Genomic DNA, 17,224 nt, shown 5'->3' on the forward strand with positions numbered 1-17,224 from the left:
TCAAGATTCGGTGACACGCGGTTTTAATTCATGCCGGTAACGATGGATGGCAGCCATGACGATCACTCCGCCCTGCACGTGCCGCACGAGATCAAGGCTGGCAAGGCGGCGAAGCACCTCGCGGGCTAGAGCCTCCTCGGCGCCCTGAGCAGCGGTTTCTTTTCGCCAGAAGCCTTTGTTTTTCGCCGCCTGCTCAGCCAGGAATCGCTCCACCATGCTGATGGGCACTATTTCTCCTGGCTCGGTGAGACGCAGGTCACCGAGAAACTCCGCCGTGAGCAGCGTGGCATGGCCATCTGTGCCCTCCTCTGGCAATCCGAGGTCCGTGCAGTCACCTGTTCTGTCGGATAAGGCGATGCCGTCTTTTCTATCCTCCGGTTCCAGCCCCGTTGCATCGACGAGCGCTTTGATGAGATGCGGGCGTTGCTTCAGCAGGTAGTCGAGTGTGTCCGGCGGCAGATCTCCAGGTGTGTAAAGCACGGGATCATCCAGCAGGCGACGATTGAGGTGATGGCGGATACGTTGATTTCGCTGATCTGCCTCATCAATGACCGGCTCGGCCACCAATGGGGCGAGCCGGGCGCTCCAGTCTTTTTCCAGGATGGAGCTGGGAGACCTACGTGCGGCCAGCAGTCGATAAAGGATGAGGTGATGCACATCATAGAGCACCTCTTGCTCTCGCTGGCGGAGGAACCGTTCCTCATCCCCATCCACCTGCGTAAGAGCACGCAGCTCCATGAGCAGCCGCAGCGCCGCCACCAGATCACGCCGGGAATCCGCCGCATCCAGATCAAAGGTCAGCGTGGCAAAGGCAGGCTCATCTTTCCACAGCTCGATGATCCCGCGTGCCAGTTCGCCGAGCGTCGTCTGCCGCTCACCACGCACCAGCACGGCCAGCGCCAGACACAGCAGCACATAGCGTCGGCGTGAGAAAGGCGGCTCATCCTTTTTCGAGAGCCGGGCCGGATGCGTTGCATCCGCCCATCTGGCAGGAACCTTGTAGAGCCTGGCGCTCTCGGATGTCACATCCAGTGTCCAGCCCGTGTGCCGAGACAACCACTGCCGCAGCGGTTCGGCCTGACGTCGGACCTTGGCAAAGTCCTCGCGATGATCCACATGCTCTGCCACGAGCAGAGGACGCCGCAGCAAGGCACGCAGCGCCTCCTGCCGCTCCTGCTCTGAGGCGCGGTGAAAGTCGGATGCATCTTGGGAGGTCGTCTTCATCACGCTTCATACTCTGTGAGTCGTAGGGTGATGCGCAGATCCGGCCCGCGGAGCACGCCCTCCGCCGTGTGCAGCCTCGCCAACTCTGCACGAGGTGCGGGCAGGTGGATTTGCACGCTCATGCCACCATCGGCCGTCACTGCCTCTCCTTGCTGATCCTCCAGGCCGATCATGGCAAATGCCTCACCAATGGCATCCAGCAACACCTCAAAACCCACGTCGTCCAATTCAGGCAACTCCGAGAGCGCACAGGGCGTGCGAGCTGCCAACACGGACCGCGCGGCATGCAGCGCCCGACTTTCAGCATCCGCACGCTCACGCAGGGCAGCGCGGGCAGCAGCGCGGTCAATGATACCCGGCGGCCTGCCTCGCGGGGCCACACGACCACGTGTCCATTGTGCGATGGTGATGATGTAGGGAGGGCAATCCTCCCATGAAGGGCGCTCATCGTCATCCAGAGCCGCCCAAGCTTGCAGCGTCGTCTCATTCACCCGCAGATGACGGCAGGAGTTCAAGGCAAAGGCAGCCCGCCAAAGCCGGTGCATGTCTTCATCCTCCGGAGCCTCCGCGAACCAGCGTGCCAAAGCGAGGAAGTCCGTGGAGCGGTCCGCGCGATTCGCCCGCTGGTCATGCATGCGCCTCACCCGCTCCAGTAGCGCCGGGATCGCCGCCGTGGCCCGTGAGCGCAGGCTCTCCGCATGCGCCGTGTGATGACCACTGCTGATGAACCACCCTCGCAGGCCCGACCAGTGGTGCTGCCAGCGGCGCAACGTCTGCGCCCTCCGTGCTTCCGGCGGAGCCAGCTCGTCGGCCAGTTCAGCGTAAGCAGCCGCCTCCAGGGCTGGCTCCATGCCTCTCGCGTCGAGCTTTTCGAGAGAGTTGCGGATGCGATAACTCGCGCTCGTCAGCTCTTTCACAAAGCGGTCCAGATAGCTCAGGAGTTCCTCTTTTAGTGCGATGAAGGCCGACTCTTCCGCAACCGGCTTGTCCATCTCTCGCTGCAAACCACCGATGAACATCTGCGCCCGCGTCACCAGCGTATCGAAGCGCGAGGACAGGTCATTCAGCGCCCTCACCGCCTTGGCTTCATCCAACACCTCCGCTGCCATGAGCCTCAACAGTTCATCCAGCGTATCCGCAATATCCCTCAGCGCCGTGGTCGAAAGCTCGCCGGGACGCATCAGCTCTTTGTCAAAGAACGCCAATGCCCGCTCCCCCATGTCGCCAGCATGAGTGAGCTGAAACAACCGCTTGGGATGCAGATACTCCTCGATCGTGCGGGCTGAAACCATGTCCCGGGTCGCGTCCAAATTCCCCCACAAACAGAGCTGATCGAGACAGGCAATGATCTCATCTTCGCCACCGAGACCCGCGTGACGACGCTCCGCCTCCTCGATCCGGCTCAATATCTCCCCAGGTCGCAGAGCAATCTCAAAACCCTCTTTCGCTGCCACAAACACCCGCAAAATAGCCCGATACGCCTGCACCTTTTGGGCATTCAAATGGAAGAACACACTGCGCATCTCCTCACCTTCTCGCAACTCAGAAACGAGATCACTTGCCGCAGGGAGTTGTTGCTGTGCATCCACGTCACGGATCATGGAAAGTGAGTCCAAAGTTCGCAAGATCATTCGTTAGCGGCGAACTTCTACTTGGGCAGCAGAGCCTTGTGCGCGGCCTTAGGGACTTTGTTCTCTGCCTTTTCTACAGCCTCATCGCCAGATTCATGCGTTGGATGGGCGATCCAGCGGCCCTCAGGCTCCACGGACAACATGTCTTCTTCCCGGACTTCGTCTTTCGCCATGAAGGTGGGAAAACGGTCTTCGCCGAAACTGTTGGCTACTGGACCCCGCAATACCTCGCTGAGAAGCGTGTTACATTGGAGCGATTTAAAGACCGGAGCTTACTTCTCATTGTGCGTGCATCGGCGACCGAGCACTTTGCCGATATGTCGTTGGCGACTGCCACCTACAAAACGGCGGTAAAGACTGAACCCGTCATCGAAGCCTTGAACGGGATGTCGTTGTCTTGAGGAGAGTTGGCCTCGACCCTTGGGGGCTGATGGAGTGCCTCAACTGGCGACACGATGGCCACCGAACGTCAAGTGCTCATTGACGAGTATCATGATGAGTTTAGCGAGGACCTCACACGCTAAAATGATTGACCGACTCTTGAGTGCATTACCTCACTCTCGAGAAAGGCTATAACCAATTCATCTTATAGCATCTTCTAACAATGGAACGGGTGGCATACGGATTGGCAGGCACTTGGCAGCTAGTCTGCCAGGGTCGAACTGGCGCCCAGCTAGGCCCGAAAATGATACATCATGCCCCAGCGGCTGCGGCAAGTCTGCGCACCGTTGCGAGACCCACGCCAGATTCACGCGCTACTTGGCGTTTAGGCATGCCCGAGGCAAGTAGCTCGCTTGCTTTAACTTTACGAGAGTCCACAGGCTGCTGGGACTGTGGTTTCGCAGTGTTGGTCTGACCGATCTTCTTGGACGCCTTACGTTTGATGGAAGGCACAAGAGTCGTGAGCGACGAGTGCTGACCGCCCAGGCTGCTGTTGATCTGACGCATAAGGCTTTCGAACGAGAGAAACAGCAGCACAGGCGGGGTTGCCCCAATAAGGGCCGGCATAAAACCACCGGGAGCGTGAGCGATGTTGAAGAGAATCGAGGCCCCTGTCGAGACGATCACAAGCCACATCGACCACCGCGTATCCTCTCCCATGATGGAGCAGCGGAGAGCAGAGATTGAGAACACGATGATCGAGCCGTCCACCATGATCGGGAACAGCCAAGCATGACCAGGATTTAAGGCCCCGGACTCAGAAGCGAAGTGCTGTAGGGCTTCGAACGATAAAACAAAGGAGCAGACGCCCAAGATGGCTACCAGCGTCACTGTTAAGCCTGAGATAACCCGTATGAAGGTCGCGGGGTTTGAGGCGGTGGCTACAGGTGCAGCTTCGTTTGTGAGGATAGCAGGGGGAGGTTTAGTGGCGACCATCCAGAAAAAAAACACGCACGAAATTCGTGTCAATTTACCTGCTCCGCACTCCAGTCATACGAACTGATGCGGCGGAAGTAGCGGTAAAGCGTCCGGCGTCGAGTTCATGAACAGCGCTCACCTGCTCCAGCGCTCAAGACATGTCTCAAGCAGACTTTGACCCTGAGGATCACCGCTCTCACCGGGGTCTCTTCCAGCGGCTCTGAGGTGGCGTATTGCATCCGCGGGCTGTAGTCCTCGTAGCACCACCAGAAACGCAAGCAGCACGAAGCCGGTTCGCCCGACCCCGGCGGAACAATGGACCACGGTCTTTCTCCCGTCTGTAATCGATTGCTTCAGGAATGGGAGGACTTTGCCAACCAACAAATCAGCCGAGGGTAGGGTGTAGTCGGCCACAGGAGCGTGAAGGACGTTGTCTGCACCAAAACAGTCCCGGTAGCACTTCAGCAGACCATCGTAGTAGCGGATCTGCTCGCCCTCTAGAAGACAGACCACACGACCTATCCCCTGCCCCTCCATGAAGGCGATCCATCGGTCCACATCTTCAGTACCGACCCGACTGGAAGCATATCCAGGCCGACAAGCGCCATAGACGATCTGTTCATCGGAGGATGCTGGCGCAAAGTGATGGGTGTTCATAAAAGGCGCTTGGACTGCTAGCCGCCAAACAAAGCATCGCTACAGCCTTCCCGCAATACCCCCGCCCGCCAGCTCACTCGCCGTCCGTGCGAAAATTGCGTGAATTGGACGCCGTGCTTTTTTGCCGTCCTATGACAACCAACCACGGTATAAAGACACAAACCTGCTCTTGTGGATGCGGCGGCACTACAAGGGGCGGCCGATACCTCCCCGGTCATGACGCGAAGCATAAGTCCACCTTAACTAGGGCAGCATTGGCCGGCAGTAAGCGAGCAACCAAGAAACTCGGCGAGCTAGGCTGGACCAAGGTCTTGCCTGCCTCGTCGGCACCGTCTTCAAGAAGGCGGCCCAACGTTTTGAAGAAGGTGGCACATGAGCAGGCACAAAAAAGCAAAACCGGAGGCAAGCGATGAGCAAGGATATCATCTTCTATCAGTTCAGCCGATCAGCGGTTCGAGAGGGCGATTTCACAGACTTCCTTAGCCGCTTTGAGCTGAGCGCACTACCGCGAGGGAGACAGCTCGCTGACATGATGAACGGCCTGGCCACATTCGTGAACGGCTACGACGCTGACGTGAGGGAACTTTATGCCATCCCTGAAGTTCGAGCCTTCTACTCACGCCTTGTGGATGCATGGCCCTACTGGTTATACTTCGGCAACCTGGACACAGAGGCGCTTATGATGGTCGTTCTTTGTTGCCTGAAATCGCTCGATGCTAAGACCGTCGTGGGCCGATCACACTCCCAAGTCATTTGCGATCCGCAGGAGCTTCTGGGGTTTGTCTCACGTCACTTGGAGCCTATGAACGTGATGTGTGAACGGGCGGACTTGTCTGACCAGGCCATCCTTAACCGAACCTGCAAAGTCTTCGCATACTTTTCACTTCCTCTCTCTACGTCCTGATTGGCGCGAACCGGCAGTCCATGGAGTGTTAGTGAGAATGAAAACTTGGAAAGCGTGTAGTCGGCAACATGAGCGTGAAGAACGTTTTATCCTCCAAAATGAGCCCGGTAGCAATTCAGGAGACCATTGTAGAATCGCAGCTGCTCTCCCTCCAAAAGACACACGGCTCGGCCGATTCCTTGTTCGTTTCATGAAGGCAATCCACCTTATCACCTCGTCGTCCTCGACACGGCGGGAAGTATACTCGGGTCTGCATGCACCATAGACAACCTGTTCCTCGGGCGATGCTGGCGCGAAGTGATTGTTCATGGATGTGACTTGCCCCCGCCCAGCAAAGCACAGGCTCGCGAAGCACGCAATTCGGCCGCGGCACACTCTTTAGACCACCTGTCCGACAGCTTCAAAATTCCTTCTTTGGCAACACCGTCTTAAGTCTCAGGGGTGCGGGGTTGTCAAAAACACAAAACTACCGAATGTTCACGCTTTTATGGAACCAAAGAAGGATGAAATCATTAAGCTTTGCATGTGCGGCTGCAACAAGCGTGTCCCAAGGTGGAGGAGATACCGGAGACGGCACGAGGCAGCTTTTCAAGATCGCACCTATACGCAGTTAGGTGATCCAGGAAACCCTCCTGTGGTTAAGGCTATCGCAGAGCAAATTGTTGAGATAATGGGATGGAAGGATATTCCGCGCTTCAAACAGTTCTTTGAGTCCTAATTGGCTCGTTACTGGATGAATGGACGTTTGCCCAGTAACGAAGCTTGACTAACGCAGATCGGGGAATTTCGCTGTCTAATCAACGCCATTGCACGTCGTTGGTCAGATAAATGAACGCACGCCGTTTCTCGATTTGGAGACCCATTTTTTGCAGCACCGGCCCTGCAAGCGCTCATCAATTCAAAGATGAGCACGTCGTCAAACCGGCAATCAATCTGTGCAACTCCAGGCTCATGAAATCTACACAAACGCCATTGGATAGCAGGTGAAGCCATTGCGTTGGAAGCTTCGCGGATAATAGTCGGCGTTGCACACTATCCTATTGCGGCACTCATTTTGAGAACGGGAAACGATCACCGCGCTCGAGGGTTACCGCGTGATTAGCATCTATCTTATATTCAAGACGACCATCACGCGTGATCACTATGTGCTGATAAAATTCTAAGCTCTTGGGTGCTAGCTCATAATAGCGGTTTCCGGTGTTGTTATACTTGCCTGTCTTGATTGTCCAAGTTGTCTTGTCGCCTTCACCCCAGTTGTCGTGTTGCGGACGGGCCCTAAACATCTGCATCGTGCCATCCGCGTTGACGACCCATTTGAGCCACCCGTTTACCTTGGCCAGCCCCAAGGGCTCATTGACAAAAAACTGATAGTCGGTGGCAGTATAAGTCCAAGTGCCTACCACGTAGCTTTTCGCTTCGTTCATAGCTTCCTCCACCGGTAGGTCGTGCAGTTTTGACGCGAAGTCCATGGGCGACTCCACGAATGACACGAGAACAAGGAGGAAGCAGATACTGGCTGCAAGGGGCTTAGCCCATGACCGGCTTAGATAGCGACCTTTGAGATCACTATTGATGTGATGGATCTGGGGCCTAGCTCCAATGAAATACCAAGCTCCCAGGAAGAGCAAATTCAGCGGAATCGTCATCGCTGGAAAACTCTCCGAGAAAATGTTCCACCATGTCAGCGAGGACACGATGATGGCAGCGTCGAGCCAGCCCATAGCGGTTTTGGCCTTGGCTTTGTCACCCAACGATACCCAATTTGCGTAGTGAATCATGGTTCCAAACATGGGTCCAAACAATAGACTCCAATTCACCGCAGCGGTGGGATTCCAGAGGGATGGTGGTGGCTCCTGGGATGTTGGTGACATCAGTTGCTCTGGGTTCACGAAAGGGGCCGGCCGCGCTGGCATCGTAAACGGAGCTGAACAAAGCGGACAATTTACTCCCTGTCCCTCCCAACCAGGGTTGACCGTGAGTACGCGTGAACAAGTTGGGCAAATGATTGAGTATTGTGTCATCGTAAATCGCTGATAGACAACAATTTAAATTTGATCTGCACTACACGCAATCCCTTCACGTCGGAGAGTTGTTTTCAACGAGAACATCTGGTTCACAAGTTCCGAAATTCCCCCCACTGCCATGAACGTAGCGCGAGGAAGCATAACAGCGCTCCTCGAATGTCCTTTTACGCCAAGGCTATTGGCTCGGGTGTGTCTTGCTGGCCTGCATGCCGGAAGCGCCAAGGGCTCTCCGTTGTGGTTCCCAAACCACGAGTAGCGAACTCCTGTCAGATCACGGGCGCATGTCATGAGGACAACGCATCCGCTCGGCTTATTGCACAAGGTAGTGTTAACTCTCACATATGCTCCTTCTGTAATTGAGCTCTTTAATTGGATATGCCTTGTGAGACGTCTCCACTCGATCACTAGGTCATACCCATTGTCGTCAACTTCCGAATGACTGATCTCTGGGAGCGACTCCGTGGGACTGCTGCTCCAAATGTGAAGCAGGAACTGACTGATGAAGTGATGCTCGAGGATCATTTCCCTGTAGCTCGAGGCATGCGTGTGTCGATCAGGTAGCCCGACTGATTCTGGGGGCGGAAGTTCAGATGGCTGAGGAAGACCGGCATGAGGACTCATACGCATCTACGCTACCTGGACACATAAGATCACGTCAACAGATTTTACGCCCCATTGGGGCGTGTTCATTTTAACGGGTCTCGCCTCTGCTGATGCGTGCCCTTAAACTCGGAAGAGCAAGCTTCTCTCAGGAAATTCGGTGCTGCTGTCAGGCGGCTTCGAACACTGAAGTGCATGACTCAAGAGGAATTGGCTGACCTCACTGACTTGCATACCCGTTCACTACAGAAAATCGAAGCGGGGGATAAGAACATCCTGATCACCACCGTGAGGCGCATACAGAAAAGCTTAGATTGCTCGTGGGACGATCTGATGAGTTAGATTGGTGCAGTGATTTAACAGTGTCTATCAGCTGCTTACCACCCAGACGTCCGCACTTGGTTTACCATCAGGAGCACGATAACCCGAACGCAGGAGCGTTGCTTTAATATAGCAAGCGAGTGCAAACGTGCCAATTCTGGTTACGCAGGACGGACACTGGCGAAACTTACGCCCCTAGCCGTCTTGGCCGGAGGAAACATCCATGCTCGGTGGCAATTCCTTGAGAAATGACTCGTCATTGGTGACATGGTTACCAAAAGATTCATCTCGGCGCGGCCTCTTCTCGCGGCGAGTGCCGCAGATTCTATCATATTGCGCGTACGCCTCTTCACGCGAAACGGGTCGACGTCGTGCTTTGATTCTTTCTATAAACTCTGGGGAGGCGATATGGTGTGGGAGTATATTCATGCGGAGTTCAGTTGGCGAGTTGGAGTCGGTTGGTGGGGGATGGATGTAATCTCACGAGATGGTCAAGCATGTGCAGACGCTTAAGCGTCCGATAGGTGTTGGGAAGGTGCCATGAACCTCCTCCGGGTCCGGGAACGTGTTCCGCGTTAAGACCGTCCCGGAATCCGGCGGTAGTCCGCACACCTTGATGCGCCAGTCTTTGAAAGTAGGGCCGGAACCGCTCCGCCAAGTCAGCGGCCTGTTGCTTATGCTGCTGCGCGAGCACACTTCCCGTTGCGCCAATCACAACGCCCCTTCGCTTGGCAGCCGCAAGGGCCTCCCGTGTGCGCAGCGATATCCTACGTGCCTCCTCTTCCGCAAAAGCAGCTTGGACATGCATCATAAACCGGTCCTTGGTAGGCTGGTCAACGGCCACAAATGAAACGTTAGCTTCCAGCAAGCCCGAGATAAAGTGAACGTTGCGAGCGAGCCTATCCAACTTTGCAATAAGCAAAGTCGCACGTTGCTTGCGGCAGAGATCCAAAGCAGCCATCAAAGCAGGTCTGTTACTGGCCTTCTTTCCTGATTCAGCCTCTGTGAACTCACTGAGGACATTACCTGGGTGACCCGCCACATACCGAGCTACTGCCATGCGTTGGGCATCGAGGCCTAACCCGCTCTCGCCCTGCTTTTGAGTGCTGACACGGAAGTATAAGCAATACCGTGGCAGCGAATGTTCGATTGCTTGAGGTTGCATGAGCGCAAATAAAACATGCCAATTAAATTCTGTCAAATCGGGGTCAACTGCGACAAGACCAGCAACTATTCTCGCATACATTGTTAGGTGTGGGTTTACCACGGTTGATATGATTAAATCATTATAATAACTACCCGGGTGGCGGCTGACTGGCCAGGTGGTTGGCGATCTATATGCCAGGTGACCACAAGACAGAAACGAACGCGCTCTTGCCTGGACTCGTGTCGATTGAGATGAGCCCTGCCCTCTGCAAGGCCTTCAAGCCTGCGGCCTTTTGCTTCCGATCAATACTAAACTTCTCGGCCTGTATGTTGCTGACTGAGAATGACTTTTGTTTTGTTACCGAACTTAAAAACCAGACCAGCGGTGCTACTTTTGCGGCAGTGGGCTCGGCACAAGAGTTGGCAAGAGCAAACCACCTGACGGGGGCGCAAACAAAGGGCGCTGGTCGGCCCACCTCAACAGGTATGCCGGGATCGTAGTCGTCGTTGTTCATGAGTTACCTTCAATTGAGTCGTGAAATGATTCTTCTCAGCATGGGTGGGGTGTCGATTTGGCAAGGGTCTGACCCGCCTACTGTGACCGTGGCGCTTACCCTGCAACCCACGCCACCCAAGACGACCTCACTCGCCTCCACCATGATTTGAGAGGCACAAGCCTTGACGGCTTCCACTTCGTCGAGATCACATTCTACAATGGCGGCGTCATGTGCGGCGGCGACTATATTGTGGCCATTTTCAACGAGTGAGATCAACGCAATCCTGAGGATGTCTCCCGCCGCAGACTGGATAGGCCAATTCCCAACACTGCGAGGATTTAGATCGTCATCCGCCACTGGCCCCCGCGATATTGTCCAGCCAAAGGGCGTTGTCAGCGCCCCCCCCAAAAGCAGGCGGTCTAGCTGATCTGCATGCCATCGATGATATGAAGGATAAAGCGTCCTGTGGCTGGCGATGAGATCTCGGGCATGAGCTTTCCCGCCCACCTGAAAGGCCAGTCCGTGTTCGGTAATGTCGTACAACATCCCGATGGAAACAGTTTTATATAACTCACGGATCCTCGATCGTTCGTGAGGAGTGGTGCCCACGGAAATCGCCCGAGCCGACAGCGCCATTTGGAGATAGGGATCGCCGCTGCTGTAAGCTGACATCATGACCTCGTCTTTCGATAAGGCTGCAGCCACACAAAATTCCTGCTGATCGTAGTCGATAGTGATCAAGGCGCGTCCAGTCGGAGGACGAATGAGCGCGCGCATCCACCTTGGCCACGCATAAGGGTATTTGCTGGTGCTCGGCAGGTTGCGTCCCGTCCTTGCAGCAAATGGCATTAAAGCCGTCCGGACCCGTCCATCCACACCGATTGATGGCGACCAGCAGCGAAGCGCTGCAATGGTCTTCCGACACTCATGAAGAGGGGAGAGGATTGGATACGCCACAGCCATTGCTTTCCAGGTATCGTCTTTCATATCGAGTGTACCCCCGACAGACCGAGGCCATGAAATACCCTGCCTAGCCAAATAACTTGCCAGCCGAACCTCGATCAGCCTGCCATTGTCGTAGACGCCATATTGTTGATTGACGTCAATGGTCAGGTCTCGTATGACGCGGTCCTTCGCGACAACAAGCTGTTTTACCTGTAAGCTATCCACCGGAACGCCAGCACGCTCGATCGCTGACAAGGCACCCATCGTATAGCGGCCCATGAGCAGTGCATGATGTAGCGTTATGTCTTTCAGCAAGAGAGGTAACAGGCGTCGGAGAGCTTCGACATGGGCATGACAGGACGCTAGAAGCTGTTTTATCTCGCTACCTGTGAAAGGTGGCCCATGATGAACTAAAGCTTTAACTTCTTCCCTCTCAACGGCGGTCCAACCATCGAGCTGGAAAAACGATAAGGCATCAACAAGACGCCTTCCTGTCCTGGCGCCGAAGTGGTTTGAGGATCGCCTAAATAGAGACAATAAGTCCAAGCATTGTGCAGGCAGCGGCCATTCCAGTTCGAGTAGGCACTGTCCTACAGCTTCGCCTGCATAGACAACCACCAAATCATTGGTGCCATAGCCGTAAACTGCAGAGTCAGTCTCCGGTGACGTGTGCATCCATCGTGAGGTTACCCCAGTTAGGAGATTCTTGCTTACAGCACACAATGGTTCAGGAACTTCCCCGGGTATATGGCGAAACTCAAAATGGAGTAGCCAGATCTGATCAAACTGCGAAAGCATAGAACCAGGAGTGTTAAAACAAGTCGCGCACAGCGGGATGATCGAGGGTCAAAATCCATTTATCTGCTAGGGCCCTCTCTAAAAGTGCATCAAGCTCCTCTTGATACACCGGTTCCGGGTCGGGTTTAGGACGAGAAGGCCTAAGACTTTCGTAGCGGCCGCGCGTAAGGCTTGCCGTCATTCTTCTCCATTCAAGTCTAGCAGCGCCTGCAATCTCTCTTGCACTATCATTCCAACTATTGAATCTGCCGGACTCAGTGATGGGCCAGAATCGTATCAGCGACTGCAAAGTAATGTATGGCACCAATCGTTTCGTCCGAACAATGGATCCAAGTTGATCGACAATATCTGGACTAACAAAATAAATAGAATCGGACTCGCCCTGTGGCGTGAAGGTATGGAACAAATGCCAATGTTGCTCCTCACCCAGACATCGAAACCATACTTGGGCATTTGGCTTGCAAATATCAGCGGTTCGTACGGGGATTCCCGCATCTGTTGCGGCTTCTTGGATCCGCATATCTGCAAGCCGACAGGGCTGCAATGGCCTAGGAGGAATTCGCGGCGATTCATCGGCGCCCATTTTGGCCAAAAGTCCCTGGGCTTTATTGGCACGCTCCCAGTGGGAAGTGTCAAGTGGTCGACGGGTCTCCGGAGGTGAGATAGGGGTCGGTGCTTTGTTCGAAACGTCATCGATGTAGGTGTTGCTCGAGTCCATGTAGTAGTTAGTGTGGACGCATTCTGCGGCCTTGTTTGGACATAGATCTTTGAGGTGAGACGTCCTGAACGCCATCGGGCTAAGCGCTAAAACCGGGCTATTCCCGGCTGTCGCAAGACCCGTGTAGGGTTTCATAATCTTGACCTCTCGCTCGGAGCATAGGTCACGTATGTCGCATCATAATGTCAACGTCTGACAGTGGCCTTCAAGATCCCCGCATCCATGATATAGAGGGGCGAAAGTTAATTGCAAATTGAGGCGCCCCTACTTCCTGCCGGCGGTGAGCTATCTCTGCCTAACGCACGACAACCAAACCACAGGGGTAGCCGTCATAGGGCCGACCTGCCTAGAGTGGCAGGCTCCCCAACATAAAGCGGCCCCTGCCATAAAGTGGCAGGGCCTGCCATTTTATGGCCGGTCTTGCCACTTTATGGCAGGGCCCAGCACGGGTTACTTACACCTTACAGCAGCCTCAATTTTACGGCTATGCCGTTGGTTTTAAGGCTATTGGAAACGCAATTACAATTGAGGAGCACCAGCGGTTGCCGCGCGAGTGCACTAAGCTCCCCCCAGAGAGGCACAGGGCTTCACCTGTCATGATTTTGGAAAAGGTCCATGAAGGACCAAACCCCAAATCACCTCGCTACTGCTGCCTCTAAAATTAACCCAACGTTTATTTTACAGAGCAAATGCTGGGGCTTTCAACTGAACATCATTGAGAGACTCTACGAGGGAGTCCAGAACATCAAAGCGTTTAAGGCTAAAGTAGCCGAGGCTGCGCTGAGTGACACTCCTGCAGAAGAGGTGCTAGAAGGGTGGCGGAGGAAAATTGTTGCTGTATGCGATGAAGCTTCCAAGACGGATTATCTTAGTGTGGAACTAAAGGCGTCACTGGGATCAAGGGCCACTTCCACAAGGGTTGAGCTAGGGTTTTTGATCATGCAACTTTCGCTGATTTGCTTGCAGCGCTGTAAGGTAACGTGCGATCAAGCCCTTGATGAGCTGATCCAAACTTCCTGTCGTAGCTTTGGTGGGGCCGAACTTTTAGCGCGCATCGAGCACGACGGAGCAAAATCGATGGCTAGCGATTTCATGGAATGCGTTGCCGCTGCTAAATCTGGAAGACTCGGTCCCAGCCACCCAATTATACTCCAACTGTTCGGAGGTGCATTTTACTCCGTCTCGCAACATAAGGGTTCGGGAGTGAAAGAATGGCTGGGGGCTGCGATGCCCACTGCGGTACGAGAGTTAAATGATGTCAGGCACTCCAGCACTTACGAGGCCCGTCGTAACTTCGTGAAATTGATCGAGCGAGTTTTCACTGAATCGGATTAAGACGTCAAAGATTTGATCGCCCTACTGAAGATGCGGTGTGATCCGGCAAGGTGGCCTCATGCCGCTGGTCTCATCGCACTCCACTCTATCCCCACTCTTCACCGCTCTGACCGAGTCGGTAAAAGCCGAGGAAGAGGTGATTGAACAACTGATTACTCGCGTCCGCCAGAATGATCAAGGCGAGATCATCTCCGCCGCACGACGGCTAGCTGATATTCGCCAGGGAGTCCAGAGGCAAGATCTGAGCTCTTCCGATCCCTCATCATGACCTAACAATCTTTGACACCCATATTCTCACCAGGAGATGAAGGGGTGCCGAAAAACAAACAAGAACCTAAACAAACTAAAGATGAAAAAGACGAAACCTAATATCGATGACCTGAGCTTTGAAGTTCATGACGCCATGGTGAATCTGGAATTTGGCAAACTGCTGCCTCTCAATGAACAGCTTTTTGAAGAAGGAAGTGTCGAGGCTGGGCTCCTCCTCAACGAGCTGTGGGAAACTTTCATTCGGACCGGCGAAATGAGGAGAACCATAGGTGTCGAACGACTTGTAGGCCGGCCCCACGGGCTCCGGAGTTCCGCCTACATGGGCCTGCAAACACCTTATGGCACAGACCCGGGATACGACCTTGACCCTCAATGCTGGCCATCGCACATGCTCATGCTACCGCCGGGTGATCCAGAGTATAAATTTGAATGGGCACAAGCCTTGAAATCAGGGCCACTCACCCCTCGCGAAGGCCCTCCACGCATTGTGATCCAGATCGGTGATAAACAAGAGGTAAAAGTGTTTACCAGTGAACCCGCAGAGTTCAAAGTCATCAGACGGCCAATAGTGCCCACCAAGAAAGCGGCACGTGATGCATTAGTTCAGCGCATCAGAAAGTTCACAAAGGACGAAATCTGTGAGCTTCTTCGCGATGCTGGCCGCTTGGGCCGAGCCTTCAATCCATAGTGAGGACCCGACGTCTCATGGGTGGCGGCCATCCATGAGACGTTCTGCCTTACCTTCATAAGGCGCAATCTTGCGCAGCTAGGTTAGCTAATTTTTATTACCTCAGTGGCTGGAAGTGCAATCTCTGCTATAATCCAACAGGATGGAACTCCTGTGGTGGGAATCGTGCGTGTGTCGACAGAAATGCAAGCTGGGGAAACGCGTGCAGGCTTAGCACGTCAGCGTGAGGTGATTCGACTGGCGGTGGGTGCCAAAGGGCTCCATTGCCTGGAAGTGGTTGAACTTCATGTTTCAGGAACTGTTGCCGCCAGCCACCCGGACATGCTGAGGATCTACAGCATGATTTCGAGTGGGATGATTAAAGGAGTAGTGGTGGCCGACTTGGACCGCCTTTTCCGTCCAGATGAGCCACAGTCCTTCGCAGCCTTGCAAATATTTCGCGACATGGGCGCGAAGATCTACGCTGGCGATACCGAGTATGATCTGACAACCGCCAACGGGCTGCTCTATTCGTCTATTAGAAGTGCAATCGCCGGGTTTGAGCTGAGTCTGATAAAGGAGCGCATGCAAGGCGCGAAAGAGGCTAAGCGTCGTGCAGGCAAATGTCCGAGCAGCGCGGTAACCATGCCATTAGGGATTGGGTATGATCGTAAAGAAGAGAAGTGGCATTACACACCTGACATCAGCAGTGTAAAGCTTCTGTTCGAGAGATTCGATGCTGGAGGAGTTCGAAACTACAGTCAGTTAGGCCGTGAGGTCGGACTATGCTCAGCATCAGTAAAGTGCATCCTTCGCAATCCCATTTACACTGGGTGGCGGGTGATCGACAAAAAGCGAGGTGCGAAACGAAAGAGCGTGAGTGGCAAGCTCTACCGTGTCAAAGTTGCCCGGGCTGAGTCGGAAGTCATCAGACTTAAAGTCCTCGACGGAATCATTTCTGAGGAATGCTTTCAACGAGTGCAGGCCGAGATGGCGATTACAAAATTTAACTTCATCAATGAGTTTAGATCCAACGACACCGTTAACATTGGCACGGGCATCGCCTTCTGTGGATGCTGTGGACGTCCTTTGTACTGCGTCAGTGGCAAGTGCAATGAGGTCAGAAAAAAGGCGGGCTACTATCAGTGCAAGGCACAGCATTACTCATACAAGGCTCAGCTGGGCGGCTGTAAGCAGCGCAACTTAAATCGTGACGATCTGGATGAAGCCATCATCAAGCTAGCTTCCACCATCCTCCGCAGCGAAGAGCATCTGACATCTTTGCTTGCGGAAAGCTTCCAGCGGTCATCGGAAGTGGTCACTCCCTTTGCGCAAGTTGCCCCTCCGTCCGCTCAACTTGACGAGCTCTCCAAAAGGGATAAGCGCCTGTTAGAAGCCTATGAAGCAGGCGCGATTTCGGTGGACGAGCTGCGGCAAAAGCGTGAAGCCATCCGACAGAAGCGGGCGGCCGTAGAGCAGGCAACCCGCTCGTCGAGCTCCAAAGACAAAGATGAATTGAAAGCCATGGCACGGCTCGTGATCAAAGGGGCTCGGCGATTCAAAGCCCTCGATGACAAAGGCCAGAAGAAGAAAATCATTCATGAGCTCTTTTCCGAAATCCACGTGCGCCACAATCAACTCGTGAGTTTCCGTTTTCGCCCCGTAGCCCTGACCGCTGCCAGTCCCGAATCAGCAGCTTCCACGACCATTCTGCTTCCGAAGCCTATTCAAGTTGGTAAGGAGCAGGCGACACTACCACCAGGTCAGCGGCGCTGTATCACGTGCGACGAAGTCAAAGCCCAACAGGAGTTCTACCGGAACCTGAATCGGTGCAACCCGTGCCGTTCGAAACAGGAGCGGATGCGACACGAAAAGCGGAGAGCCAAGGCGAAAAGTAAACAAGCCAGCCCAAACCAATCCACCGAGAGCCAGTGAACGATGATTCGATCATTATCACGCTAGACTGGTCGAAAGCTCGAAAGCTGCTTGGAAGCTAAGACGCCACGAGCCTTGGCTTTCCAGAGGGGTGCTAATTTTTATCTACCAACACCAAATCATGCCCAATTCGTTCAGCTTTCAGAACGAGGTCACAAATGACAACACGAAGGGTGAAGCATTGATTGGCGGG

At 54.3% G+C, this 17,224-nt stretch carries 15 protein-coding genes; 6 read left to right on the forward strand and 9 right to left on the reverse strand.

The genetic code is table 11. The annotated features are described in order from the left end of the window. Together BGE01nite_RS00965 and BGE01nite_RS00970 are read right to left on the reverse strand one after the other, a co-directional pair. A complete protein-coding gene (locus BGE01nite_RS00965) occupies window positions 1–1,224 on the reverse strand; it encodes a TIGR02678 family protein (protein WP_146848379.1) in 1,224 nt (407 codons plus the stop codon). Further along, window positions 1,224–2,840 carry a TIGR02677 family protein gene (locus BGE01nite_RS00970; RefSeq protein ID WP_170266506.1) on the reverse strand — a complete coding sequence of 539 codons (1,617 nt, stop codon included), beginning with the start codon at window positions 2,838–2,840 and terminating at the stop codon, window positions 1,224–1,226. The genes BGE01nite_RS00965 and BGE01nite_RS00970 overlap by 1 nt, the downstream gene beginning before the upstream one ends. A 110-nt stretch (window positions 2,841–2,950) precedes the next feature. On the opposite strand from BGE01nite_RS00970, the gene BGE01nite_RS00975 reads away from it, so the two are divergent. Then, entirely contained in the window at window positions 2,951–3,256 is a 306-nt protein-coding gene (locus BGE01nite_RS00975) for a DUF790 family protein (RefSeq protein ID WP_146848381.1), read from the forward strand. Window positions 3,257–3,548: 292 nt separating this feature from the next. Here BGE01nite_RS00975 and BGE01nite_RS00980 read toward each other — a convergent pair whose 3' ends face one another. Continuing rightward, complete coding sequence (locus tag BGE01nite_RS00980) at window positions 3,549–4,247, reverse strand: DUF2637 domain-containing protein (protein ID WP_146848382.1); 699 nt, start codon at window positions 4,245–4,247, stop codon at window positions 3,549–3,551. 102 nt (window positions 4,248–4,349) lie between these two features. Beyond that, entirely contained in the window at window positions 4,350–4,871 is a 522-nt protein-coding gene (locus BGE01nite_RS29865; RefSeq protein WP_146848383.1) for a protein-tyrosine phosphatase family protein, read from the reverse strand. A gap of 409 nt (window positions 4,872–5,280) precedes the next feature. Between BGE01nite_RS29865 and BGE01nite_RS29315 the strand changes: the two genes are divergently transcribed. Next, entirely contained in the window at window positions 5,281–5,775 is a 495-nt protein-coding gene (locus BGE01nite_RS29315; protein WP_218032861.1) for a hypothetical protein, read from the forward strand. Between the two features lie 1,049 nt (window positions 5,776–6,824). Here the strand turns inward: BGE01nite_RS29315 and BGE01nite_RS00990 are convergent. Continuing rightward, the gene (locus BGE01nite_RS00990) at window positions 6,825–7,553 is read right to left on the reverse strand and encodes a hypothetical protein (RefSeq protein WP_146848384.1); all 729 of its coding nucleotides are present in this window, start codon (window positions 7,551–7,553) and stop codon (window positions 6,825–6,827) included. Window positions 7,554–8,516: 963 nt separating this feature from the next. Between BGE01nite_RS00990 and BGE01nite_RS29770 the strand changes: the two genes are divergently transcribed. Further along, window positions 8,517–8,741, forward strand: a complete 225-nt coding sequence (locus BGE01nite_RS29770; protein ID WP_343203730.1) for a helix-turn-helix domain-containing protein — start codon at window positions 8,517–8,519, stop codon at window positions 8,739–8,741. A 415-nt stretch (window positions 8,742–9,156) separates the two neighbouring features. On the opposite strand, the gene BGE01nite_RS01000 is transcribed toward BGE01nite_RS29770, so the two are convergent. From BGE01nite_RS01000 to BGE01nite_RS01015, 4 genes are all read right to left on the reverse strand, one after another. Further along, window positions 9,157–9,921, reverse strand: a complete 765-nt coding sequence (locus tag BGE01nite_RS01000; protein WP_246145631.1) for a recombinase family protein — start codon at window positions 9,919–9,921, stop codon at window positions 9,157–9,159. Between the two features lie 133 nt (window positions 9,922–10,054). Continuing rightward, window positions 10,055–10,381: a hypothetical protein gene (locus BGE01nite_RS01005; RefSeq protein ID WP_146848386.1), complete on the reverse strand. Its 327-nt coding sequence runs from the start codon at window positions 10,379–10,381 to the stop codon at window positions 10,055–10,057. A gap of 9 nt (window positions 10,382–10,390) precedes the next feature. Then, on the reverse strand, window positions 10,391–11,983 hold the full coding sequence (locus tag BGE01nite_RS01010) for a DNA polymerase (RefSeq protein WP_170266507.1): 1,593 nt from the start codon (window positions 11,981–11,983) through the stop codon (window positions 10,391–10,393). A gap of 136 nt (window positions 11,984–12,119) precedes the next feature. Next, window positions 12,120–12,959: a hypothetical protein gene (locus tag BGE01nite_RS01015; RefSeq protein ID WP_170266508.1), complete on the reverse strand. Its 840-nt coding sequence runs from the start codon at window positions 12,957–12,959 to the stop codon at window positions 12,120–12,122. A gap of 480 nt (window positions 12,960–13,439) precedes the next feature. On the opposite strand from BGE01nite_RS01015, the gene BGE01nite_RS01020 reads away from it, so the two are divergent. The 3 genes from BGE01nite_RS01020 (at window position 13,440) to BGE01nite_RS01030 (ending at window position 17,031) form a co-directional block, all read left to right on the forward strand. Next, entirely contained in the window at window positions 13,440–14,159 is a 720-nt protein-coding gene (locus tag BGE01nite_RS01020; RefSeq protein ID WP_146848389.1) for a hypothetical protein, read from the forward strand. Between the two features lie 349 nt (window positions 14,160–14,508). Continuing rightward, the gene (locus tag BGE01nite_RS01025) at window positions 14,509–15,117 is read left to right on the forward strand and encodes a hypothetical protein (protein WP_146848390.1); all 609 of its coding nucleotides are present in this window, start codon (window positions 14,509–14,511) and stop codon (window positions 15,115–15,117) included. A gap of 165 nt (window positions 15,118–15,282) precedes the next feature. Continuing rightward, window positions 15,283–17,031 carry a recombinase family protein gene (locus tag BGE01nite_RS01030; protein WP_146848391.1) on the forward strand — a complete coding sequence of 583 codons (1,749 nt, stop codon included), beginning with the start codon at window positions 15,283–15,285 and terminating at the stop codon, window positions 17,029–17,031. The last annotated feature ends 193 nt before the right edge of the window (window positions 17,032–17,224 follow it).

Source organism: Prosthecobacter gellanilyticus, from assembly GCF_007992435.1.
Classification (GTDB): Bacteria; Verrucomicrobiota; Verrucomicrobiia; order Verrucomicrobiales; family Verrucomicrobiaceae; genus Prosthecobacter; species Prosthecobacter gellanilyticus.

Bases quoted from the DNA above. Each gene is read 5' to 3' on its own strand.
- BGE01nite_RS01005 (WP_146848386.1), bottom strand. From the start codon at position 10,381: ATGAACAACGACGACTACGATCCCGGCATACCTGTTGAGGTGGGCCGA.
- BGE01nite_RS01020 (WP_146848389.1), top strand. From the start codon at position 13,440: ATGAAGGACCAAACCCCAAATCACCTCGCTACTGCTGCCTCTAAAATT.
- BGE01nite_RS01025 (WP_146848390.1), top strand. From the start codon at position 14,509: ATGAAAAAGACGAAACCTAATATCGATGACCTGAGCTTTGAAGTTCAT.
- BGE01nite_RS00975 (WP_146848381.1), top strand. From the start codon at position 2,951: ATGCGTTGGATGGGCGATCCAGCGGCCCTCAGGCTCCACGGACAACAT.
- BGE01nite_RS01015 (WP_170266508.1), bottom strand. From the start codon at position 12,959: ATGAAACCCTACACGGGTCTTGCGACAGCCGGGAATAGCCCGGTTTTA.
- BGE01nite_RS29865 (WP_146848383.1), bottom strand. From the start codon at position 4,871: ATGAACACCCATCACTTTGCGCCAGCATCCTCCGATGAACAGATCGTC.
- BGE01nite_RS00965 (WP_146848379.1), bottom strand. From the start codon at position 1,224: ATGAAGACGACCTCCCAAGATGCATCCGACTTTCACCGCGCCTCAGAG.
- BGE01nite_RS29315 (WP_218032861.1), top strand. From the start codon at position 5,281: ATGAGCAAGGATATCATCTTCTATCAGTTCAGCCGATCAGCGGTTCGA.
- BGE01nite_RS00990 (WP_146848384.1), bottom strand. From the start codon at position 7,553: ATGATTCACTACGCAAATTGGGTATCGTTGGGTGACAAAGCCAAGGCC.
- BGE01nite_RS01010 (WP_170266507.1), bottom strand. From the start codon at position 11,983: ATGCACACGTCACCGGAGACTGACTCTGCAGTTTACGGCTATGGCACC.